The organism is Zobellella sp. DQSA1, from assembly GCF_041950555.1.
Classification (GTDB): domain Bacteria; phylum Pseudomonadota; class Gammaproteobacteria; order Enterobacterales; family Aeromonadaceae; genus Oceanimonas.
This window is the reverse complement of record NZ_CP169531.1, coordinates 2,378,460-2,401,207: the sequence shown is the minus strand read 5'-3', so window position 1 is coordinate 2,401,207 and position 22,748 is coordinate 2,378,460. Positions and strand designations below refer to the sequence as shown.

16 protein-coding genes are annotated in these 22,748 nt (G+C 62.8%); 11 read left to right on the top strand and 5 right to left on the bottom strand.

All coding sequences use genetic code 11. The features are described 5' to 3' along the window. Positions 1–37 precede the first annotated feature (37 nt). Entirely contained in the window at positions 38–808 is a 771-nt protein-coding gene (gene ppk2, locus ACEVBK_RS11655) for a polyphosphate kinase 2 (protein ID WP_375058554.1), read from the top strand. Between the two features lie 128 nt (positions 809–936). Here ppk2 and ACEVBK_RS11650 read toward each other — a convergent pair whose 3' ends face one another. The 4 genes from ACEVBK_RS11650 to ACEVBK_RS11635 all read right to left on the bottom strand — a co-directional run bounded on the left by ACEVBK_RS11650 (position 937) and on the right by ACEVBK_RS11635 (position 9,801). Then, positions 937–2,400: an alanine/glycine:cation symporter family protein gene (locus ACEVBK_RS11650; protein ID WP_375058553.1), complete on the bottom strand. Its 1,464-nt coding sequence runs from the start codon at positions 2,398–2,400 to the stop codon at positions 937–939. Between the two features lie 503 nt (positions 2,401–2,903). Further along, a complete protein-coding gene (locus ACEVBK_RS11645) occupies positions 2,904–3,776 on the bottom strand; it encodes a transglutaminase N-terminal domain-containing protein (protein WP_375055113.1) in 873 nt (290 codons plus the stop codon). Positions 3,777–3,789: 13 nt separating this feature from the next. Next, positions 3,790–6,399 carry a circularly permuted type 2 ATP-grasp protein gene (locus ACEVBK_RS11640; RefSeq protein WP_375055112.1) on the bottom strand — a complete coding sequence of 870 codons (2,610 nt, stop codon included), beginning with the start codon at positions 6,397–6,399 and terminating at the stop codon, positions 3,790–3,792. Between the two features lie 69 nt (positions 6,400–6,468). Continuing rightward, positions 6,469–9,801, bottom strand: coding sequence for a DUF2126 domain-containing protein (locus tag ACEVBK_RS11635; RefSeq protein WP_375055111.1), 3,333 nt, complete (start codon positions 9,799–9,801; stop codon positions 6,469–6,471). Positions 9,802–9,936: 135 nt separating this feature from the next. On the opposite strand from ACEVBK_RS11635, the gene ACEVBK_RS11630 reads away from it, so the two are divergent. The 4 genes from ACEVBK_RS11630 to ACEVBK_RS11615 all read left to right on the top strand — a co-directional run bounded on the left by ACEVBK_RS11630 (position 9,937) and on the right by ACEVBK_RS11615 (position 13,281). Next, positions 9,937–10,182, top strand: a complete 246-nt coding sequence (locus ACEVBK_RS11630) for a hypothetical protein (RefSeq protein ID WP_375055110.1) — start codon at positions 9,937–9,939, stop codon at positions 10,180–10,182. 261 nt (positions 10,183–10,443) lie between these two features. Beyond that, complete coding sequence (locus ACEVBK_RS11625; RefSeq protein ID WP_375055109.1) at positions 10,444–11,898, top strand: circularly permuted type 2 ATP-grasp protein; 1,455 nt, start codon at positions 10,444–10,446, stop codon at positions 11,896–11,898. Positions 11,899–11,900: 2 nt separating this feature from the next. Next, positions 11,901–12,881 (top strand): alpha-E domain-containing protein, encoded by a 981-nt coding sequence (locus ACEVBK_RS11620; protein WP_375055108.1) that lies wholly within the window; start codon positions 11,901–11,903, stop codon positions 12,879–12,881. 121 nt (positions 12,882–13,002) lie between these two features. Beyond that, on the top strand, positions 13,003–13,281 hold the full coding sequence (locus ACEVBK_RS11615) for a PTS transporter subunit EIIB (RefSeq protein WP_375055107.1): 279 nt from the start codon (positions 13,003–13,005) through the stop codon (positions 13,279–13,281). A gap of 191 nt (positions 13,282–13,472) precedes the next feature. Here ACEVBK_RS11615 and ACEVBK_RS11610 read toward each other — a convergent pair whose 3' ends face one another. Next, entirely contained in the window at positions 13,473–14,399 is a 927-nt protein-coding gene (locus tag ACEVBK_RS11610) for a LysR family transcriptional regulator (protein ID WP_375055106.1), read from the bottom strand. Positions 14,400–14,742: 343 nt separating this feature from the next. On the opposite strand from ACEVBK_RS11610, the gene ACEVBK_RS11605 reads away from it, so the two are divergent. The 6 genes from ACEVBK_RS11605 to ACEVBK_RS11580 all read left to right on the top strand — a co-directional run bounded on the left by ACEVBK_RS11605 (position 14,743) and on the right by ACEVBK_RS11580 (position 22,412). Beyond that, positions 14,743–16,008, top strand: coding sequence for an ABC transporter substrate-binding protein (locus ACEVBK_RS11605; RefSeq protein ID WP_375055105.1), 1,266 nt, complete (start codon positions 14,743–14,745; stop codon positions 16,006–16,008). A 73-nt stretch (positions 16,009–16,081) separates the two neighbouring features. Then, the gene (locus tag ACEVBK_RS11600) at positions 16,082–17,074 is read left to right on the top strand and encodes a carbohydrate ABC transporter permease (protein WP_375055104.1); all 993 of its coding nucleotides are present in this window, start codon (positions 16,082–16,084) and stop codon (positions 17,072–17,074) included. Further along, entirely contained in the window at positions 17,071–17,916 is an 846-nt protein-coding gene (locus ACEVBK_RS11595; protein ID WP_375055103.1) for a carbohydrate ABC transporter permease, read from the top strand. The genes ACEVBK_RS11600 and ACEVBK_RS11595 overlap by 4 nt, the downstream gene beginning before the upstream one ends. 38 nt (positions 17,917–17,954) lie before the next feature. Next, positions 17,955–19,316 (top strand): alpha-glucosidase, encoded by a 1,362-nt coding sequence (locus ACEVBK_RS11590; RefSeq protein WP_375055102.1) that lies wholly within the window; start codon positions 17,955–17,957, stop codon positions 19,314–19,316. A gap of 294 nt (positions 19,317–19,610) precedes the next feature. Beyond that, the gene (locus tag ACEVBK_RS11585; protein ID WP_375055101.1) at positions 19,611–20,723 is read left to right on the top strand and encodes an ABC transporter ATP-binding protein; all 1,113 of its coding nucleotides are present in this window, start codon (positions 19,611–19,613) and stop codon (positions 20,721–20,723) included. Positions 20,724–20,753: 30 nt separating this feature from the next. Further along, positions 20,754–22,412 carry an alpha-glucosidase gene (locus ACEVBK_RS11580; RefSeq protein ID WP_375055100.1) on the top strand — a complete coding sequence of 553 codons (1,659 nt, stop codon included), beginning with the start codon at positions 20,754–20,756 and terminating at the stop codon, positions 22,410–22,412. Positions 22,413–22,748 lie beyond the last annotated feature (336 nt).

Genomic DNA, 22,748 nt, shown 5'->3' with positions numbered 1-22,748 from the left:
GGAGAAGGACGGAGTGGCTGCCTGCCAGGCCGTGGGGATGGAGCGCAAGCACTATTTTCAGGAGCTGCTGCGGTTGCAGCGGGAACTGATCAAGCTGCAGGAGTGGGTGGTGCACCAGGGACTCAGGGTCGTGGTCCTGTTCGAAGGCCGCGACGCGGCCGGCAAGGGCGGCGTCATCAAGCGGGTCACCCAACGCCTCAATCCGCGGGTCTGCCGAATCGCGGCCTTGCCTGCTCCCAACGAGCGGGAGCGTACCCAGTGGTATTTTCAACGTTATGTCGCGCACCTGCCGGCGGCCGGTGAACTGGTACTCTTTGATCGTAGCTGGTACAACCGTGCCGGCGTGGAACGGGTAATGGGGTTTTGCTCGGAACAGGAATACGAGGAGTTTTTCCGCACCGTGCCCGAATTCGAACGCATGCTGATCCGCTCCGGCATCATTCTGGTTAAATACTGGTTCTCGATCACCGACGACGAACAATACCGGCGCTTCCAGATGCGTATTCATGATCCGCTCAAGCAATGGAAGCTGTCACCCATGGATCTGGAGTCGAGGCGGCGTTGGGAAGCCTATACCCAGGCCAAGGACGAAATGCTGGCCCGCAGCCATATCCCGGAGGCGCCCTGGTGGATAGTGGAGGCGGTGGACAAAAGGAGGGCGCGATTGAACTGCATGCACCATTTGTTGACGCAGATCCCCTATGGGGAAGTGCCGCAACAAACGGTGGAGCTGCCGCCGCGGGAATATCACCCCGATTACCTGCGTAGCCCGACTCCGCCGGAGATGTTTGTACCCGCAGTGTATTAGTCGGCAAGCATTGCTCAGCGTCGATGTCCCATTCGAATTTGGGATTCATCCGGAGTTGAGCAACAACGTGGCATCTGAAAAGGTAGCCACGTTGCTGCTTGCCGGTGGTAAGGACTCGCAATCTGGGATCAGCGTGCTTCTGGCTCGACAAGGCTGTCACTGGGGGCCGAGATGGTAGCACCGCTTTCCTTGTCACCGGTCCAGATATCCAGATCAATGTTATCCATGACTTCCGGATAGTCGGCGGGATTGAACACCGGCATGCCCTGTTTTCGTTGGATAAAATAGTCTTTGGTCAATTTGGCTACCAGTCCCGACAGCAGCAGTATGGCCACCAGATTGATAAAGGCCATGATTCCCATGGCGGCGTCTGCCGCATTGAACACGGTGGCCACGCTTTCATAGGCTCCCCAAAGCACCATCGACAAAACCGAGCAACGCAGTATCAACAGGGCACGGCGGCCGCCCAGGTTCAGGTAAGCGGCGGCGTTCTCGGCATAGCTGTAGTTGCCGATGATGGAGGTAAAGGCGAAAAAGAAAATGGCCACGGCAATAAAGTAGTTTCCGGCCTCACCGATATGCGTATTGAGGGCCGCTTGCGTCAGCGAGATACCCGTCAGTTCCGGCTCCGGCCCCATTACCCCCGAGAGCAGGATCATGATAGCGGTGGCGGTACAGATGAGCAGGGTATCGATAAATACGCCGAGCGCCTGCACCAGCCCTTGCGACACCGGATGATGGGGGTTGGGCACCGCCACGGCGGCGATGTTGGGGGCGGAGCCCATGCCTGCCTCGTTGGAGAACAGGCCTCGTTTTATCCCGTTCAGCATGGCGCCGGCGATACCGCCCATCGCCGATTCAAAACCAAAGGCACTTTTCACGATCAACGCAAGCACCGCGGGCACTTCGGCAATGTTGATAATAATCACGACCAATGCCACTAGCAGATAGGCCGCCGCCATAAAGGGAACGGCCATCTCGGCGAAGCGTGCAATTTTCCGGATCCCTCCGAAGATAATGATACCGGCGAGCACGGCGGTGAGCATACCGGTCACCATCTTGGGCACCCCGAAGGCGCCGTGAACGGCTTCGGCGATCGAATTGGCCTGCACGGCGTTGAACACCATGCCGAACGCCGTCATCAGGCAGATGGCGAACAGGGCGCCGGCCCAGGGAGCGTTAAGTCCTTTTGCGATATAAAAAGCCGGCCCGCCCCGTAGCTGGCCATGTTTATCCCTGACCTTGTAGAGCTGTGCCAGGGTACTTTCGGCACAGGCTGTCGCCATCCCGACCAGAGCAACCATCCACATCCAGAAGATAGCTCCGGGCCCACCCAAAGCCAACGCCACTGCAACTCCCGCCAGGTTGCCGGTACCTACGCGGGAGGCGAGGCTGGTACACAGGGCTTGAAAGGGCGAAATACCGCCACGATCTTCCTGTGGAGCTCTGAGTACCGAGCGGATGAACTCCGGGAAGTGGAGAAATTGCATAAAACCAAGTCTAAAGGTAAAAAACAGGCCTACTGCCAGCAGGCCGTATATAAGCACATAATCCCAGAGGATGGTGTTAATAAAATTGATAATAATATTCATCATGGTATCCCTTATGATCCATTTCGTTTTAGATTACTGTTCTGAATTTGTCGTATGGGAGCAGATGGCGGCGAGATAATTTTTTATTATTTTAAAGCAAGATGAATGCCGTTAATTTACGGTTCTGTTTTTTGTTTTTATTAATATCCTAACTCGCTGTTTTATTTGTATTTTTATAAATTATTATGGAGCCGGTATTGATGAGGTAATGTTTGGTGTTGCTGATTATGAGTGCAGGTGAGCATTTTCGGTGCAGATATTGCTTTTGCTGTGAGGGAAGCGGTATGACCCGTTATTATTGGTGGGTTGTTGCCTTTGTTGATGCAAGGTTGAACCGGTGATGGATGATTTTATTTTTAAGAGTATCCATTTCGCTTTTATAAGTCGGGGGTATGTCGCTAAATACATTTTCCCATGGTGCCGATTGGTGGGCGGTAACATGATGTCGGAATACCCCTATCGCCCGACAATAGGGGTGTATGGTCATCTTTTGAACTATGTCGTTACGGGTCTACCGGCATCACGTCCACCGCCACCGTCAGCCGGTCGTTGCCGCCGCCGCTCATCACCCCCTTGAGCGGGGTCACGTCGGAAAAATCCCGCCCCCAGCCCAGGATGATATAGCGCTCGTCGGGCAGGCAGCCGTTGGTGGGGTCTATCTCCAGCCAGCCCCAGCCGGGGATGAACACCGCCAGCCAGGCATGGGTGGCGTCGGCCCCCTGCAGCTTGGGCTGGCCCGGGGGCGGCAGGGTTTCCATGTAACCGCTCACGTAGCGCGCCGCCAGCCCCAGGGAACGCAGGCAGCCGATGGCCAGGTGGGCGAAGTCCTGGCATACCCCGCGCCGGCTGGCGAGCACGTCGAGGAGAGGGGTGGCGATGGTGGTGTGTTCCGGATCGTAGGTGAACTCGGCAAAGATCTGCTGGTTGAGGGCATAAACCGCCTCCACCAGGGAGCGACCCGGGGTGAAGCTGGCCCGGGCGTAGTCCGCCAGGGCCTGGTCCGCGTTGATGAAGTCGGAGTCGAGCACGAACAGCCGGGCGTCCAGGCTTTCGGTGCCTTGCCGCAGGCAGGACAGGGCCTGATCCCAGGAAATGAAGTAGCCGGCATCGGGCCGGGGCCGGGGGGCAACGCTCACCAGGCTGGTGGCGGTCACTTCCAGGCTGCCGTGCAGCTCCTGGATGGAGAAATAGCCTACCCGGTTGCCGAAAAAGTCCCGTCGTTCCCGCAGGCGCACCGGCTGGGGATGGATTAGCAGTTCGGTCTGTTTCACCTGCTGCCAGGGCAGCTCCCGGGGTAGCAGGCGGGCTTCGTTGTGACTCAGGGCCACCTCGCTGGAATAATCGTAACGGGTGGTGTGACGCAATTGATAGTGCATAAAATGGCCCAACCTAAACGGATTTTTGCATGGTCACCAGCTGGCGAGGCGCCTCGGCATGGCTGAAATGACTGTAGGAAATGGCGTTGGACAGCTCCGACAGGGGGGCCAGCAGGCTGTCCAGCAGCTCGGTCAGCACTTCCCGGGCCTTGGCCGAGTGCTCGAGTTCCCCGAGCTGGTTGATGTCCACCAGGTGCAGGGTGCTGGTGGCCTGGATCACCAGCCGGGTCTCCAGGTTGCGGTAGGGGCTGGGCTCGGGCTGGGGTAGCCGTTCAATCTGGCGCTCCAGCCGGCGCAGCATGTAGCCCACCGAGCGGGGGTTGGTCTCGTCGAACAGCAGCAGATCCAGGATGGCCGAGGGATGCAACTGGGAGCGGTAGCGGCGGCGGTACACGGTCAGGTTGTCGGTGGTGGCCAGCACCACTTCCCACAGGGGGATGCCCGGCCGGCGGGCGGTGAGCAGCGCCAGCTTGAGCAGTTCCAGGCTGCAGACGATACGCTCGATAAAGCGGCCCAGGTCCAGGAAGCGCCAGCCGTAATGGTGGGGCATGGTCTCGTTGCACAGGCCGAAGAAGGCGGCCAGGTCGGTCACCACCCCTTCCAGGTGGCGCTGTCCGCCCATGGCACCCTGGTCGCGGGGCATGTCGTTGAACTTCTGGCGCAGGCTGTTGACGGTGCGCCAGGCATCGTCGCCCAGGTGGTCGCGCACCGCCCGGCAGTTGCGCAGGAAGTAACTGAACAGCCAGGGCATGCCGTCCGGATGTTCTTCGCTGAACAGCTCCAGCAGCCGGTGGCGCAGGAAGATGTAGTCCTGTTTGAAACGGTGGTGGGCAGGTTGCTTGCGGTACAGTTCGGCCAGCTCCGCGGTACTGGGGTAGGGCAGCTCCAGGGCGGTGAACAAGTCCGGGATCAGGCGGTCGCCCGATTCGTCCTGGTCTTCCTGCAACAGCCGGGCGAAAGCCTCGCGCAGCAGCCGGGAGCGGATGTCCAGCCGTTCGCCGTAGCGGCCCATCCAGAACAGGCTGTCTGCCACCCGGCAGGGCAGGTCCTGGCCGTCGCGGGTGACGACGATGGGGCCGTGGGCCTGGCGCAGCAGGCTGATATGGGGCTGGGGCACCGGTGCCAGCACCCAGATGTCCTTGACCATACGGCTTTCCATCAGCGGGGTGCCGGGCTCCCCCACCCAGGCCAGGCCGCCGGGCATGATGCGGTAGTGCCGCTCTCCGGGCGGCTTGCGGATGTCGTCGGGCTCCACCAGGCTGAACAGTCGCAGGTTGACCGGGTGGGGATCGAGCTGGCGCTCCGTCACATTGAACACCGGGGTGGTGGCGCCCTCGATGCGGGCCTGGGCCACGAACAGGTGGGGCTGGCGGCGGATGCGCCGGTGCAACCGGTCGAGGTCGTCGGGGGCCAGGGTCTCCGGCCGGATCGGCAGGGCCGGGGCCTTGACGTCGCGCAGCCACCAGCGGCCGGGCTCGGCCAGCACCTGCTCGAGCTGATCGGCGTCGCCGCACCAGCGGCTCTCGCGGCCCTTGAGCCGCAGCTCCTCGCCCAGCAGGCGGCGGCACAGCTGCGGCAGGTAGCCGGCCAGGGCCGGGTGCTCCAGGATGCCGGCGCCGAGGGCGTTGGCGATGGCCACCTCGCCGTTGCGCGCCGCCTGCATCAGGCCGGGCACGCCCAGCAGGGAGTCGCCGCGCAGCTCCAGGGGATCGCACCAGGGGTCGTTGATCTGGCGCAGGATGACATCCACCTGCTTGAGCCCACCCAGGGTGCGCATGGACACCTGGCCGTCGCGCACCACCAGATCGGCCCCCTCCACCAGGGAGCAGTTCATGTAGTTGGCCAGCCAGGCGTGCTCGAAGTAACCGGGGCTGCCGGGACCGGGGGAGAGCAGCACTATGTTGGGTTGCTCGCGCTGGTTGGGGCACAGCGCCGCCAGGCTGCGCAACTGGGCCTGCAGAAAGCCGGCCAGGCGCTTGAGCGGCGCCTCCCGGTACAGGTTGGGCAGGGCACGGGCCAGGGTGATGCGGTTTTCCAGGGCGTAGCCGGTGCCGGAGGGGGACTGGGTCCAGTCTCCCAGTACCAGCCAGTCGCCGTCGCGGCTGCGCACCAGGTCGGTGCCGTGGAAGATCACCAGCGGCCGCTCCGGCGGCAGGGTGTCATCGGCGGCGGGAAACAGGAAGCTCGGGTGGGTATAGACCAGCTCGGGCGGCAGCAGGCCCTCGCTCAGCATGCGCCGTTCGCCGTAAAGGTCTTCCACCAGGGCCTCCAGCAGCCGGGTGCGTTGCTCCAGGCCCTGTTCCAGCTGCTCCCATTCCTGGGTGTCGATGACGAAGGGCAGGCAGTCCAGTTGCCAGGAACGAAGCTTGCCCGGGTCGTCCTCGTAGGTGTTGAAGGTTACCCCGTTTTCGTGCAGCAGGTCCTGGGCCTCTTCGCAACGGCCGACCAGGGCCTGGGTGCCGAGCTGGCTCAGTTCGTCCAGCACCGGCTGCCAGCGGGCGTGAATACGCTGCCGGTCGTTCAGCAGTTCGTCGTGGCCGGGACCGTCGGACTGCAGCAGCTTGCCGGCGTAGTTGGCCAGCAGGGTCTGCAACTCGGCGCTGAAGGTGTTGGGATCGAGCATGGTGGTTACCGGGTAAGGGCCGGCCGCATCCGGGGGATGCGGCCGGCGGTATTGTGCATTTGCACGGGATTATAGACTGGCATCGCCTGCGGATCTGTAATGGTGTCGCAGATCCAGGGTATGGGGGTATTCTCCGGCGGGGGTTTCCGGCGGTATCACCACCGGCCCCTGGCTGTGACCCATGGCCCAGAAGCGGGCCAGGCGGCGGGCTTCGGCCTCGTTGGCGTTGACCGGAAAGCTCTCGTAGTTGCGTCCGGCCGGATGCGACACGTGGTAGGTGCAGCCGCCGAGAGAGCGCTGGTTCCAGCTGTCGATAAGGTCGAACACCAGGGGCGCCTGCACCGGGATCAGCGGATGCAGCGCCGAGGCCGGCTGCCAGGCCCGGTAACGCACCCCGGCCACCGCCTCGCCATTGACCCCGGTGGGGGTGAGCGGTACCCGCCGGCCGTTGCAGGTGAGCACGTGGCGGGCCGGGTTGTAGCCGGACAGCTTCACCTGTACCCGCTCCACCGAGGAGTCCACGTAGCGGGCGGTGCCGCTGCCGCTCACTTCCTCGCCCAGCACATGCCAGGGTTCGATGGCCTGGCGCAGCTCCAGCTGGACCTGGTCGTAGCAGACCTGGCCGTAGTGGGGAAAGCGGAATTCCAGGAAAGGGGCGAACCACTCGGGGTTGAAGTCGAGGCCGTGGCGGCGCAGATCGGTGAGCACCTCGAGCAGGTCGGCCCAAATGTAGTGGGGCAGCAGCCAGCGGTCGTGCAGCGCCGTGCCCCAGCGTACCAGCGGGCGGCGATAGGGCTCGGCGGCGAAGCGGGTCACCAGGGCGCGGATCAGCAACTGTTGCATCAGGCTCATGCGGGCATGGGGCGGCATCTCGAAGCCGCGCAGCTCCACCAGCCCGAGCCGGCCGGTGGGGCTGTCCGGGGAATAGAGCTTGTCGATGCAGAATTCGGCACGGTGGGTATTGCCGGTGATGTCGGTGAGCAGGTTGCGCAACAGCCGGTCCACCATCCAGGGCTGGGGCACTTCGCCCACTGGCATCTGCTGCAGGGCGATCTCCAGTTCGTACAGGGCTTCGTGGCGGGCCTCGTCGATGCGCGGCGCCTGGCTGGTGGGCCCCATGAACAGGCCGCTGAACAAATAGGACAGGCTGGGGTGGTGCTGCCAGTAGCCGAGCAGGCTGGCCAGCAGGTCGGGCCGGCGCAGGAAGGGCGAATCGGCCGGTGTTTCTCCCCCCAGGGTGACGTGGTTGCCGCCGCCGGTGCCGGTGTGGCGACCGTCGAGCATGAACTTCTCGGTGCCCAGGCGGGACAAACGGGCCTCTTCGTACAGGATCTCGGTGTTGCGCACCAGCTCGGGCCAGCTTTTGGCGGGCATGATGTTCACCTCGATCACGCCCGGGTCCGGGGTGATCATGAACTTCTCCAGCCGCGGATCCGCGGGCGGGGCATAGCCTTCGATGCACACCGGCAGTTCCAGGGCGGCGGCGGTCTGTTCCACCGCGGCCAGCAGCGCCAGGTAATCCTCCAGCCGGGGCAGGGGCGGCATAAACAGGAACAGCTTGCCCTCGCGCGGCTCCAGGCAGAGGGCGGTGTGGATGGTGCCGTTGTTCTGTTCCGCCTGCTGCTCCTGCCATTGCTGGCCCGGCGCCGGCTGGTGATGGCCACCCGCCTCGAACTGGCGCTGCCAGGCGCTGTAGCGGCTGGCCACCTCGCCGTGCAGATCCGGCAATGGCGGCTTTGACTCGAACAGGCTGGCGGGCTGGGGCTGATCCTCGCGGCCGGCCAGGGGCAGTGACGACAGGGGCAGGCGCAGGCCCATGGGCGAATCGCCGGGGATCAGGTAGAGGGACTCGCGGCGCACCGGCCAGGGTCCGGTACGCCAGCGCTGGCCGGCCTGATCCATCAACAGCGGCAGGGCGAAGCCGGTGATTTCGTCCAGCCCCCGTTCCAGCAGCTGGGCGAGGCGCCGGCGGCTTTCTTCGTCCTTGAGGTTTTCGCCGCGCAGCTCCACATCCACCGGTTGGCGTTGCTCCAGCCAGAGATAGTAGTAGGCGTCCTCGAAACAGGGGATCAGCCACTTGTCGGCGATGCCGAGGCGTTTGACCAGGGCCTGGCCGAACAGCCGGGCGTGCTCGGGGGTGACGGCATAGTGTTTGTCGATGTCCGCCAGCCAGCGGTCGTCCTGCCATACCGGTTGGCCGTCCTTGCGCCAGTAGCAGGCCAGGGCCCAGCGGGGCAGGGGTTCGCCGGGATACCACTTGCCCTGCTGGTAGTGCAGCAGGCTGCCGGGGGCGAAGTGGGGTCGCAGCCGGCGCAACAGTCCTTCCGCCAGTCGCCGTTTGGTGGGGCCCTGGGCGGCGGTGGTCCACTCGGGGGCGTCCATGTCGTCGATGGACACGAAGGTGGGCTCGCCGCCCATGGTCAGGCGCACATCCTGCTGCTGCAGCCGCTCGTCCACCTGCTCGCCCAGGGCGAGGATGGCCTGCCACTGCTCGTCGCTGTAGGGCTTGGTGACCCGTGGATCCTCGTGGATGCGGGTCAGTTGCATATCAAAATGGAATGTCACCTCGCACTCGTCGGTAAAGCCGGAGATGGGGGCGGCGCTGGAGGGCTCGGGGGTGGCGGCCAGGGGCAGGTGGCCCTCGCCGGCGAACAGGCCGGAAGTGGGGTCCAGTCCTACCCAGCCGGCGCCGGGAATGTAGACCTCGGTCCAGGCGTGCAGATCGGTAAAGTCGGCCTCGGTGCCGGAAGGGCCGTCGAGGGCCTTGACGTCGGCGGTAAGCTGGATGAGATAACCGGACACGAAGCGGGCCGCCAGCCCCAGATGGCGAAATATCTGTACCAACAGCCAGGCGGAATCCCGGCAGGAGCCCCGGCGCAGCGACAGGGTTTCCTCCGGGCTCTGCACTCCGGGCTCCATACGGATGTTATAGTCGATATCTTGCTGCAGCCGCTGGTTGAGCGCCACCAGGAAGTCGACCACCGGTCGCGGTTCACGGTCGACGTTCGCCAGCCAGTCCCGCACGAGCGGGCCGGCGTTGCCGGCTTCCAGGTAGGGTGCCAGTTCCTTGTTCAATGCCTCGGGATAGTCGAAGGGGAATTCCTTGGCGTAGTCCTCTACGAAGAAGTCGAAGGGGTTGATCACCGTCTGTGGCGCTATGACTTCCACTTCCACCTGCAGGTGGGAAAGCTTTTCCGGAAACACCAATCGGGCCAGGTGGTTGCCGAAGGGATCTTGTTGCCAGTTGATGAAATATTCGCCGCCCGACACTTTCAATGAATAGGCATCAATCGGGGTGCGGCAATGGGGAGCCGGTCGCAGGCGAACCAAATGGGGAGACAGCGCAACCGGTTTATCGAAGTCATAGCGGGTGACATGCTTGAGTGCAACGCGAATAGTCATAGGCTTGGTCCAGCGTGTGGGTGAGACTACATAAAAGTGCAAGAGCGGATGCTGTTTTTCAAGCAAGTAGTGTGCCTGCTTTTTTACATCTGATGCTCCACTTTTTGCCGCTGGCATATTAAAAAGCAAGACGCGATGGGTAAAAAGGATAACAACCTCACCAAGACTCCGGTAGAGGCGAGTCGCATTTATGATACCTTCGTCGGATTTTTTGATTTTGCGGATTTGCTAAGTGATGTTATCAATACAGACAGGCATCTATTCAATATCCGTGTTGTGTATGGGGAAGATGCGCTGTTGGGGTGCGTTGATGCACTTTGGGGGATCATCCTGGTGCATTTGAATCCACGGGCAGGTCTGATGAATATGCCGGCACCTTAACAAAAGACAGACTCTTCTATAGCGACACAACGATATTGCCCGCTTTTGGTGATGACCAACGGGAAGAAAGAAATGAATTGGTGCGTTTAATCACGGGAGGATAATCAAAACATTGTTATAGAGTACGATTCCATTGAAAGTGCCAAACCTTGGCATGCCGGTTGCTTTATCGATTAAGCTGCTGCTGGATGCGGCAGTGGTGCAGGGGATGGGCTAACGAGCACTGCTCATCCAAACCAAAAAATATCGGGAATCACGCTTATGAGCAAAGCGAACTGGCATAATTATGCGTGCAACGGATTTTACGATGAGCTGATTGCCCAGCCGGGCGTTGCCCGGGCGGAAGCGAAAATGTTGTGTGAATACCTGGCGCAACTCGCTCCCCATGAGCTTGCCGAACACAAGGCGGCCGCGGAAGTGGCCATCCAGGCCATGGGCATTACCTTTACCGTCTATACCGAGGGCAATATGATCGACCGGGCCTGGCCCTTCGACATAGTGCCGCGCATCATTCCTTTGAACGAATGGCAAAAGACCGCCGCCGGCCTGAAGCAACGGGTCAAGGCGCTCAACCTGTTTATCGATGATCTCTACCACGAGCAGCGTATTGTCAAGGAGGGAATATTGCCCGCCGAGGTGCTGGCCCAGTCGGTGAACTTCCGGCCCCAGTGTGTGGGGGTGACGCCACCGCACCGGGTGTGGGCCCATATCTGTGGCTCGGATCTGGTGCGCGACAAAGACGGCACCCTCTATGTGCTGGAGGACAACCTGCGGGTACCCTCGGGGGTATCCTACATGCTGGAAAACCGCAACGTCACCAAGCGGGTGCTGCCGGAGCTGTTCGCCACCGGCCGCATCCAGCCCCTGGACGATTACCCGGCCCAGCTTTACGACATGCTGGCCGGCATGTCGCCCCGGCCGGGGGAAGATCCGCAAATCGTGGTGCTGACCCCGGGTATCTACAACTCCGCCTACTTCGAACATTCCTACCTGGCCCAGCAGATGGGGGTGGAGCTGGTGGAAGGGCCGGACCTGGTGGTGCTGGATGATGACTGCGTGTATATGCGCACCGTGGACGGCCTCCGGCGGGTGGATGTGATCTACCGCCGCATCGACGACATGTTCCTGGACCCCGAAGCCTTCAATCCGGACTCCATGCTGGGTGTGCCCGGCCTGATGCGGGCCTGGCGCAGCGGTAAGGTGGCACTGGCCAATGCCCCCGGCGCGGGGGTGGCGGACGACAAGGTGATCTATGCCTTCGTGCCCGACATCATCCGTTTCTACCTGAGCGAGGAACCCTTGCTGCCCAATGTGCCCAGCTATTTGTGCATGTTCGAGCGGGATCGCGACTATGTGCTGGCCAACCTCGACAAGCTGGTGGTCAAGCCCGCCAATGAGTCGGGCGGTTACGGCATGCTGGTCGGCCCTCATTCCACCGCCGCCGAGCAGAAGCAGTTTGCCGAGTTGATCAAGGCCAATCCGCGCAACTACATGGCCCAACCCACCCTGGCCCTGTCGACCTCGCCAACCCTGTGTGAGCACGAGATGGAGCCGCGCCACGTGGATTTGCGACCCTTCATTCTCTCGGGCGAGCAGACCTACGTGACCATGGGCGGCCTGACCCGGGTGGCGCTCACCAAGGGCTCCCTGGTGGTGAACTCCTCCCAGGGCGGGGGCAGCAAGGACACCTGGATAGTCGATGTGGGAGGATACTGATCATGCTGTCGAGAGTAGCTGAAAACATTTACTGGCTGGCCCGTTATCTGGAACGGGCCGAAGACACGGCGCGCCTTATCAGCGTAAACAGCCACCTGTTGCTGGACTTTCCCCAGGCCACCAGCCTGGGCTGGTCGTCGCTGGTGACCATCACCGGCAGCGAGGCATTGTTCAACCAGCATTACCGGGAGCCGGACGAAGTCAGCGTGTTGAACTTCCTGTGCATGGACCGGCGCTATTCGGGCTCCATACTGTCGTCGCTGGCGGCGGCGCGGGAGAACCTGCGCACCACCCGGGACGTGATGCCGAACAGCATCTGGGAGGAAGTCAACCAGCTGTATCTGGGGATCTGCAAGCTGGAATCCCAGGGACTAGCGCCCCGCAAGCGCGACGCCTTTCTCAACCGGGTCATCCGCAGTTGCGAAACCGTCAACGGCATTATCGCCTGCACCCTCAGCCACACCCAGGTACGTACCTTCCTGAGCCTGGGCCGGCAGCTGGAGCGGGCCGACATGACCACCCGCATCATCGACGTGCGCTCGGCCAACCTGCTGCCGCGCAGCGCCGAGGATCTCAAGCCGTTCGAAACCCTGCAGTGGATGAGCGTGCTGAAATCCCTGAGCGGACACCAGATGTACCGCCAGCAGGTGCGGCTGGCGGTACGCGGGCCCGATGTGCTGCGTTTCCTGCTGCAGGACGAGTCTTTTCCCAGGGCGGTGGCCTGCTGTATCGGCCAGCTGTCGCGGGAACTGGCCACCCTGCCGCGGCATCAGCCGGCGCTGGCGGCGACGGAACGCTGCCTGCGACTGCTGACCGGGGCCTGCATCGACAAGCTGGCGCGCGAGCCCGACCGGTTGCACGACTTTATCGACCTGGTACAGATAGCCCTCAATGAACTGCATGGGGAGATTTGTCTCAGCTGGTTCGCGCCCTTCGAGACCGACATCACGGCCCCCTGGCAGGTGCAAAGCCAGCAGGGTTGAGCCCGGACCGGCTCAATTATAGATACGTTCTATATTGAGCCGGTAAAAATCGATTTTATTTATCTGGATGCCCCTCGCTATGATCCCGGTTGCAAGATCCCATTCGATTCAGGAGGCGGTGATGGAAACGAAACCATTGGCGGAGGCGCTGCTGGGCGCACTGGGTGGCCAACAGAACCTGGCGAGGCTGCGTTATTGCGCCAGCCGTATCCGGGTGTGCCTGCACGACGAGGGGCTGCTCGACAGGGCACGCATCGCGCAATTGAGCGAGGTGCGCGCCCTGGTGGTGGGGGCCGGTGGCGAACATCAGCTGGTGTTGGGGCCGGGCAAGGCCAGGCCGCTCTACCAGCAACTGGTGGCGGTAGGCGGCCTGGAACGACTGGTGGCCGAAGACAAATAAGCAAAGGGGCCGGTATGGCCCTTCAGTTTGTTGACAACGTGCATCTCCGATTTTTAGCCGGAAACCCTCCCTTGAATGCTGTTGTTTTATGGCTGTCATCTCCGCGAAGGCGGAGATCCACGACCGTTGGCACTGGACTCCCGCCTTCGCGGGAGTGACCACAGAGCAATACGAAGGCTTGTCAGCCTTTGTTATTCCAGCAGATGGCGGTGCTGTTCCATATGCTCGCGCATCAGCTCGATTACCTGGGTGATATGCGGGTCTTCCACTTTTTCCCGCATCAGGTAAATGCCCACTATGCCCTTGCGCAGGGACTCTTTCAGCCTGAGCGTCACTATGCCGGAGCGGGCGAAATAGTCCTGCATACAACTGGGGAATATCATGATGCCGTTGGTGGCGGCCAGCATGTCCATGGCGGTGGCGACGGAGTTGGTGGAATAGACCACTCGCTCGGTCATGTGCAACTGCAGCCGCTCCCGGCGCTTGGGCTGCATGTCTTCCATCACGTGCTGGTAACGGGGCTCGTCGGGGGTGAGTTCGATATGGGGGTAGGCCAGCACCTCCTCCTGGCCAACGGTGCGCCCGTGCAGCGGATGGCCGGTGCGCGCATAGCAGGCATCGGTTGAACTCAGCAGCGGCAGGAAGCTGACCCCGGCCTTGGGGTTGAGTCCCTGGATCTCGTGGCCGATAAAGAGATCGATATCGCCGCTCAGCAGCAGATCCATCAGCCGCAGGTGGTTGCCCAGATCGATATGGACATTGGCGGTGGGGTACTGGCGGCGGTGGACCTCGAAGGTCTGCCGCAGAAACATATGCCACCAGGCGTGGCCGGTGCCTATCTTCAGGCTCTGCTCCTGGCGTTCCTTGAGCAGGTCCATCCTGATCAGGGTATTGTCGTAGATGCGCTGCATCATTCGCGCCTGCTCCAGCAGCAGCTCGCCGTATTCGGTGAGGGTCACCCCGCTTGAGCTGCGCACCAGCAGCTGTACCCCCAGGTTTTCTTCCAGCTTCTTCATGTTGTGGGTCAGGGTCGGCTGGCTGAGGCACAGCCGGTTGGCCGCATGGCTGACGTTCTTGAGGGTGCCCACCTCGATAAACTGGCGTAACAGCTTGTCCACGATACGTCCTTGTTAGTGATAGATACTTTCTATCTCAGAGCTTAAAAGCCTGGCATTTTTTGTCAACGATAAAGCTTAAAACGCTTTGGGTGTGGAGCACGGGACGACAAATCCCTCCGTTTTTAAGACCGGTCACAGATTTTCACAGGCCTGTGGACGGTGTAGGGCCATAAACTGTGAAGCGGATCACCTGGGCTCCTTTTTGTATAGATTTTTTCTATATCAATTGCGTAATAAAGCATTTCTTTTTATCCCTCCGCCTCCTCTAGGATGGACACAGCTAAAGTTAACGGATGGTTAATGCCATCCCTTATCCCTCCAATCAGGAAGACGAGAGGTCAAGATGAAAGTACGTACACTCAGCATGGTGGCGGCCCTGGTGGCCGCGTCATTAAATGTGGCCAAGGCCGATACCCTGCGCATGGAATGCGCGCCCACCGGCGCCGGCAAGGAGTTTTGCGACTACGTGAAGGATCGCTTCGAAACGCAGACCGGCCACACCCTGGAGTTTATCGAGTTCCCCCCTTCCTCCGACGAGAAGCTGGGCCTGTTCCAGCAGCTGTTCGCCGCCCGCGACGGCAACGCCGTGGATCTGTTCCAGGCCGACACCGTCTGGGTGGGCCTGCTCGACCGCCATACCCTGGATCTGACCGAGCAGGTGGCGGAGCTGGAAGCCGACTTCTTCCCCGGTGCCTGGCAGAACAACATCGTCAACGGACGAGTCAAGGCGGTGCCGGCCTTCCTTGACGCCGGTGCCCTCTACTACCGTCAGGATCTGCTGGAAAAATACGGCGAGCAGCCCCCCGCCAGTTGGGAAGAGCTGACCCGTATCGCCACCCGCATCCAGGAAGGGGAGCGGGCCGCCGGCCAGCGCAACTTCTGGGGCCTGGTGTTCCAGGGCAAATCCTACGAGGGCCTGACCTGCAACGCCCTGGAATGGGTGGCCTCCCATGGCGGCGGCGACTTCGTGGATGGCGACGGCACCGTCACCATCGACAATGCCCGCGCCGCCCAGGCCCTGGACATGGCCGCCGGCTGGGTCGGCACCATAACGCCCCAGGGCACCCTCGGCTACATGGAGGAAGAGGCCCGCGCCGTGTTCCAGAACGGCGGCGCCCTGTTTATGCGCAACTGGCCCTACGCCTATGTGCTGGCCCAGGCCGACAACAGCCCGGTCAAGGGCAAGGTGGGGGTGATGCCGCTGCCGAGCGGGGCCGAGGGAGAGTCGGTGGCCGCCCTGGGCGGCTGGCAGTGGTCGGTGAGCGCCTACAGCAAGAACCCCGAGGCGGCGGTGACCCTGCTGAAAATCGTGAGCGACGCCGAGGCCCAGAAGAAGGCGCTGCAACTGGTCGGGGTGGCTCCCTCGCGCGTGGCCCTGTACGAGGATCCGGAAGTGCTGGCCATGGCGCCCTATCTCGCCGAATTCAGGGACATCTTCGCCAATGCCCGGCCGCGGCCGGCCACCCAGACCAGGGGCCAGTATGCCCGGGTGTCCAACGCCATCTACAACGCCACCTACAACGTGCTGAGCGGGCGCAGCAGCGGCGAACAGGCGGTGGCGGATCTGCAGAACCGGCTGGAACGCATCAAAGGGAAAGGCTGGCGCTAGGTCCGTGCCCTTGGCCGCCCGCTGCCGGGCGGCCCTTCTTTCCCCTGTCGATCTGAATTGCACGGAGTAATCCATGGATCACTACACCAAGACCCTGACCCCGGCGCAGCGCGCCAAGGCGGCCACGAGTGCGGCGGCGCCCGGGCGGAGCAAGCTCAACCATCAGCAACGGCGTGCCCGCGTCGCCTGGGTGCTGGTGGCCCCGGCGCTGTTGCTGCTGGCGGCGGTGGCCGGATGGCCGCTGTTGCGCACCCTGTTCTACAGCCTGACCGATGCCGCCCTGGACGCGCCGCACGAATACAACTTCGTCGGTCTGGCCAATTACCTGGAACTGACCGACAGCGGCGCCTACGGCGTGCTGGCCGACCCCCTGTGGTGGCAGGCGGTGGGCAACACCCTCTGGTTCACCGGGGTGTCGGTGTCGCTCGAACTGGTACTGGGTATGCTGCTGGCGCTGCTGATGAACCAGACCTTCCGCGGCCAGGGCCTGGTGCGCACCGCCATCCTGGTGCCCTGGGCCATTCCCACCATCGTCACCGCCAAGATGTGGGGCTGGATGTTCCACGACCAGTTCGGGGTGGTGAACGATCTGCTGCTGCGCGCCGGCCTTATCGACCAGCCCCTGGCCTGGATAGCCAGCCCCTCCCTGTCGATGTGGGCGGTGGTGATGGCGGACGTATGGAAGACCACCCCCTTTATGGCGCTGATGCTGCTGGCCGCACTGCAGCTGATCCCCAAGGATTTGTATGAGGCGGCCCGGGTCGACGGCGCCAACGCCTGGCAACGCTTCACCCGCATCACCCTGCCGCTGGTCATGCCGGCGCTGATCGTGGCGTTGATCTTCCGGGTGATGGACGCGCTGCGGGTATTCGACCTCATCTATGTGCTCACCTCCAACAGCGAGGCCACCATTTCCATTTCCGGTTACGCCCGGGATCAGATGGTGAGCTACCAGGAGATGGGCTTCGGCTCCGCCGCCTCGGTACTGGTGTTCATGATGGTGGCCGGCATCGCCGCCTGCTTCCTCTACGTAGGCCGTTTTAACGACAAGGAGAACAAGGCATGAAGTTCAGCCGTCAGCAACGGGAATGGGGTCATAAGGGCCTGATCTACGCCGGTGCCGCCCTGGCCGGCCTGATCTGCGTGTTCCCCTTCTACTATGCGGTGCTCACCTCGCTGCGCACCGGCCAGGAGCTGTTCCTGGCCAACTACCTGCCTTCGGGCTTCCACTGGGACAACTACATCGGCGCCCTGGTGGACAACGGCATCGCCCGCAGCCTGCTGAATTCGGTGCTGGTGGCCACCGTCACCGTGGGGCTCTGCCTGCTGGTGTCGATCACCGCCGCCTTCGCCCTGGCGCGGATCTCCTTCCGCGGGCGCAAGTACCTGCTGTTCACCATCTTGTGCGTGTCCATGTTCCCCCAGGTGGCGGTGCTGTCGGGCATGTTCGAGCTGGTGCGCTTTATGGGCCTGTACGACTCCCTTGGCGCCCTGGTGCTGTCCTACACCACCTTCTCGCTGCCCTTCACCGTCTGGGTGCTGACCACCTTTATGAAGTCCATGCCGGTGGAGCTGGAAGAGGCGGCCATCGTCGACGGCGCCAGCACCTGGGTGATCATCACCCGCATCTTCGCGCCCATCATGGGGCCCTCGCTGGTCACCACCGGCCTGCTGGCCTTTATCGGCGCCTGGAACGAGTTCATGTTCGCGCTCACCTTCGTGATCTCGAGCGGCAAGCGCACCGTGCCGGTGGCCATCGGCATGTTCCAGGGCGCCTCCCAGTACGAACTGCCCTGGGGCAGCATCATGGCCGCCTCGGTGGTGGTGACGCTGCCGATCATCGTGCTGGTACTGATTTTCCAGAAACGCATCGTCAGCGGCCTGACCAGCGGTGCGGTCAAGGGGTGATCCCACTTAACAACAGTGTCTGAACAAGGAGAAAACGAATGGCTACAAAAATCGTCCTGATCGGCGCCGGCAGCGCCCAGTTCGGCTACGGCACCCTGGGTGACATCTTCCAGAGCGCCACCCTGGCCGGCAGCGAGATCGTGCTGCACGACATCAACCCCCGCGCCCTGGCGGCCACCGAGCAGACCGCCCGCGACTTTCTCGCCGCCCGGGATCTGCCCTTCACCCTCAGCGCCACCGTGGACCGCAAGGCCGCGCTCCGGGGCGCCGACTTCGTGATCATCTCCATCGAGGTGGGTGACCGCTTCGCGCTCTGGGATCAGGACTGGCAGATCCCGCTGCAGTACGGCATCCCGCAGGTCTACGGCGAGAACGGCGGCCCCGGCGGCCTGTTCCACTCCCTGCGCATCATCCCGCCGATCCTGGAGATCTGCGCCGATATCGCCGACATCTGCCCCGATGCCTGGATTTTCAACTACTCCAACCCCATGAGCCGGATCTGCACCACGGTGCACCGCCGCTTCCCCGGGCTCAACTTCGTCGGCATGTGCCACGAAATCGCCTCCCTGGAGCGCTACCTGCCGGAAATGCTGGATACTCCCTTCAGCAACCTGGCGCTGCGCGCCGGCGGTCTCAACCACTTCAGCGTGCTGCTCGAGGCCAGCTACCGGGACAGCGGCAAGGACGCCTACGCCGATATCCGCGCCAGGGCGCCGGGCTACTTCGAGAAGCTGCCGGGCTACAGCGACATCCTGGAATACACCCGTACCCACGGCAAGCTGGTGGACACCGAGGGCAGCACCGAGCGCGACGCCCTGGGCGGTGCCGACAGCGCCTACCCCTGGGCGGATCGCACCCTGTTCAGGGAAATTCTCGAGAAGTTCCACCACCTGCCCATCACCGGCGACAGCCACTTCGGCGAGTACATCCGCTGGGCCCATGAGGTGAGCGACCACCGTGGCATCCTCGACTTCTACAGCTTCTACCGCAACTACCTGGGCCAGGTAGAGCCGGTGATCGAGCTCAAGCTCAAGGAGCGGGTGGTGCCGATCATGGAAGGCATGCTCACCGACGCCGGCTACGAGGAAGGGGCGGTCAACATCCCCAACCAGGGCTTTATCCGCCAGTTGCCCGGGTTCATGGCGGTGGAAGTGCCGGCCATCATCGACCGCAAGGGTGTGCACGGCATCCGGCTGGACATGCCGGCCGGGGTGGCGGGGCTGCTCTGCAACCAGGTGGCGGTGCACGACCTCACCGCCGAGGCGGTGCTGCAGGGCTCGCGTGATCTGGTGATCCAGGCGCTGCTGGTGGACTCGGTCAACGACAAGTGCCGCCGTATCCCGGAAATGGTGGACCTGATGATCGACCGCCAGCGGCCCTATCTGGATTACCTCAAGTAAGGAAGGGCGGGGGTTCCCACTTCAGATAGCGGAACCTCGAAGAGGACAAAGGGTGCTGCTCCCTAAAGCTCAGTATCGTCTGTTGGCGCTACCATCAGACCACAGCGGGGCCTGGAAGAGGCAGCAGGGATTGCCTACACCGACCGTCACATGCCAGGGATGGCATGTGCCGAGCGCCACAGGGACGTGTTTGCAGCGTGTCGGTGGAGGTGGCCCTGTTGACTCTTCGATGAGCCGTTACAGACAAGCTTTACAAAGATCGTAAACGGATTATCAAAAACAGGATGTAACAACATGGCGCAATTAACACTGGAAAAACTGCAAAAACGCTACGGCAAATCGGCCGAGGTGATCAAGTCGCTGGATTTGCAGATCAACAGCGGCGAGTTCGTGGTGTTCGTCGGGCCTTCGGGTTGCGGCAAGTCCACCCTGCTCAGGATGATAGCGGGGCTGGAGGAGATAAGCGGCGGCAGCATGTTCATCGACGGCCAGTACGTCAACGACGACACCCCCGCCGAGCGCGGCATCGGCATGGTGTTCCAGTCCTATGCCCTCTACCCGCACATGAGCGTGTACCAGAACATGGCCTTCGCCCTGGAGCTGGCCGGGCATCCCAAGGAAGAGATAGACCAGAAGGTGCGCGACTCGGCCCGTATCCTGCAGCTCGAACCCCTGCTGGAGCGCAAGCCCAAGGACCTGTCCGGCGGCCAGCGCCAGCGGGTGGCCATCGGCCGCGCCATCGTGCGCGAGCCCAAGCTGTTCCTGTTCGACGAGCCGCTGTCCAACCTGGACGCCTCGCTGCGGGTGCAGATGCGCATGGAAATCGCCACCCTGCACCAGCGGCTGGGCGCCACCATCATCTACGTGACCCACGACCAGGTGGAGGCCATGACCCTGGCCGACCGCATCGTGGTGCTGAACAAGGGCAATATCGAGCAGGTGGGCACCCCGCTCGAGCTCTACGATCACCCGGCCAACGAATTCGTGGCCCAGTTCATCGGCTCGCCCAAGATGAACCTGATCCCCGCCATCCTCAGGCGCGCCGGGGCCGAGCAGAGCCTGGTCGAGCTCGATAACGGCAAGGAACTGCTGCTGCCCATCGCCACCCCGGCCGAGGCCGAAGGCCAGAGCGTCAACCTCGGCATCCGCCCCGAGCATGTCCAGTGGGGCGAGCAAGCCGAGTGCGAGTACCAGGGGGAGGTGATGTTCGTCGAGCACATGGGCAACGAGACCTACCTCTACCTCGACAACGGCAACGCCGGCGAGCCCTGGGTGGTGCGCAACGCCGAGCGTTCGCCCATAGCGGCGGGCGCCCTGGTCGGCATCCGCCTGCCGGCGGCCTGCTGCTACCTGTTCGATCGCGAGGGCCGGGCCTTCGACCGCCTGCTGCCCACCGCCCAGCATTGATTGCTTTTACTTTTTGAGACGGAACCGGACATGAACCCAGCAACAGACAAAAAATGGTGGCACGATGCCGTGGTCTACCAGATCTACCCGCGCAGCTTTATGGACGCCAACGGCGACGGCATCGGCGATTTGGCGGGCATCATCCAGCGGCTTGACTACCTGCAGCGGCTCGGCGTCAACGTTATCTGGCTGTCGCCGGTGTTCCGCTCGCCGATGGACGACAACGGCTACGATATTTCCGACTACCAGGATATCGCCCCCGAGTTCGGCACCCTGGCCGAGATGGAGCAGTTGATCGCCGAGGCCGGCCAGCGCGATATCCGCATCCTGATGGATCTGGTGGTCAATCACACCAGCGACGAGCATCCCTGGTTTGTCGAGGCGCGCCGCTCCACCGACAACCCCTACCGGGACTTCTACATCTGGCGCCAGCCGGCGGCGGACGGCGGCCCGCCCAACGACTTCCGCTCCTACTTCGGCGGCAGCGGCTGGGAATACGATGAGGCGACCGGCGAGTACTACTTCCACCAGTTCTCCCGCAGGCAGCCGGATCTGAACTGGGAAAACCCCCGGGTGCAGGCCGAGGTGCACAAGATGATGAACTGGTGGCTGGACAAGGGCATCGGCGGTTTTCGCATGGACGTTATTGATCTTATCGGCAAGGAAGTGGACGCCCAGATCATGACCAACGGCGCCCGCCTGCACCCGCTGTTGCAGCAGATGAACAGGGCCACCTTCGGCGGGCGCGACCTGCTCACCGTGGGCGAAACCTGGAGCGCCACCCCCGAGACGGCCCGGCTTTACTCGGACCCGGAACGGCAAGAGCTGTCCATGGTGTTCCAGTTCGAGCATATCACCCAGACCTGGGACGACGAAGAAGGCAAGTGGCGCAGCCGGCCCTTCTGCCTGGCGGCGTTCAAGGCCATCACCGACAAGTGGCAGCAGGGCCTGGCCGACAGCGGCTGGAACTCCCTGTTCTGGAACAACCACGACCTGCCCCGGGCGGTGTCCAAGTTCGGCGATCCGGGGCGTTACCGGGTCGAGTCCGCCAAGATGCTGGCCATCGCCCTGCACGGCCTCAAGGGCACGCCCTATGTCTACCAGGGCGAGGAGATCGGCATGACCAACGTGTGCTTCGAGCGCATCGACCAGTACCGGGATATCGAAAGCCTCAACCTCTACCGGGAGCGCACCGCCGCCGGGGTGCCCCATCAGCAGATGCTGGCCGGCATCCACGCCAACGGCCGGGACAACGCCCGCACCCCCATGCAGTGGAGCGGCGAGGCCGGCGCCGGCTTTACCCGGGGAACGCCCTGGATCGAGGTCAACCCCAACCACGGCCGGATCAACGTGGCCGCCGCCCTGGATGACCCGGACTCCATTTTCTACCACTACCAGCGGCTGATCCACCTGCGCAAGGTGCATCCGGTGCTGGTGTACGGCGACTACCAGCCGCTGCTGAGCGAGCACCCGCGGGTGTTCGCCTACCAGCGCCGGCTCGGCGACCGGCGGATGCTGGTGCTGTGCAACTTCTTCGCCGGCCGCGCCAGCCTGACCCTGCCCGCCGGACTGCAGCAGCCGGGAGAGGTGCTGATCAGCAACTACGCCCCCCGCGACCACTGGCGCGGCGAGCTGGAACTACAGCCCTATGAGGCCTTTATGGTGCTGCTGGACGAAGCGGCCGGCTGAGGCTTGGCCTGTTGCCACTGAGATAGCAGAGGCTTCATTCCCGTGCAGGGCTGCCTTTGGCACAGGTTTTCGTTGACTGCTGATGAGGTCCGGAAGGTCGGCCAAAGGGCACTACTCCGCCGACACGCCGTGAACCCATCCCTGGGGGCTCCACTGCGCCATCCCTGGCGCAGAGGGTCGGCTGAGCAGCACCCTTTGTCCTCCCTGTAGTTCCGCAGGCGTCTGCTGGCACCGCCATCAGACACCGCCGAGGCATGAACGAGGCAACAGGGCTTGCCTCCGCCGACCGTCACATGCCAGGGATGGCATGTGCCGAGCGATACAGGGATGTACTTG